Source organism: Flavobacterium zhairuonense (assembly GCF_004352915.1).
In the GTDB taxonomy this organism is placed as follows: Bacteria; Bacteroidota; Bacteroidia; order Flavobacteriales; family Flavobacteriaceae; genus Flavobacterium; species Flavobacterium zhairuonense.
The window spans coordinates 1-613 of record NZ_SJSY01000030.1; the positions used below are offsets into that span (position 1 = coordinate 1).

Here is a 613-nt window from a genome sequence, read left to right on the forward strand (position 1 = left end):
GCAACGTTGGATCTTTTTGGAACTTTAGCGGCTTATCCGAATCCAACATCTGGAAGTTTTGAAATCGAAATTCCAACGAAGGACAAAGAGGTTACAATTGAATTGTACAATTTCGGCGGTCAATTGGTTTCAGCAAAAAACTACGTTATCGAAAATGGAAAAGTACAATTGACTCTTGAAAATCAGCCTTCAGGAATTTATGCAGCTAAAATCTATTTTGAGACTCCAGAATACATTAAAATCATAAAAAAATAAAAATGAAAAATTTTATATATCTATCAATAATCAGTGTTTTGTTTATTTCTTGCGGAGGAGGTTCTGATGATCCAGATCCAACGCCTGCAGTAAACGTGGCGCCAACTGTACCTGCATTAACTTCTCCTGTTGACAATAAATTGTGTTTAGACAATACCGTTTCTTTTTCATGGAATAAATCTACGGATGAAAATAAAGACGCTATAACCTATCAAATTCAAGTTGCCAAAGACAATGCTTTTACTCAAATCGAAAAAACGTTTGACGGCGCAGACAACACCGCTTCTTTTGTTTTGAGCAAAAACACTGCTTATTACTGGAGAATCAAGGCTACTGATGCTAAAGGATTGGCAAGTGC

General features: G+C 35.9%; 2 protein-coding genes. Both read left to right on the forward strand.

Features of this window, described 5'->3' with window-relative positions; genetic code table 11:
• The coding region (locus EYY60_RS00045; RefSeq protein WP_132987398.1) for a T9SS type A sorting domain-containing protein at positions 1-255 on the forward strand (255 nt) is incomplete at its 5' end.
• Between the two features lie 2 nt (positions 256-257).
• Positions 258-613, forward strand: a 356-nt coding sequence (locus EYY60_RS00050) for a hypothetical protein (protein ID WP_132987399.1), incomplete at its 3' end; no start/stop codon positions are given.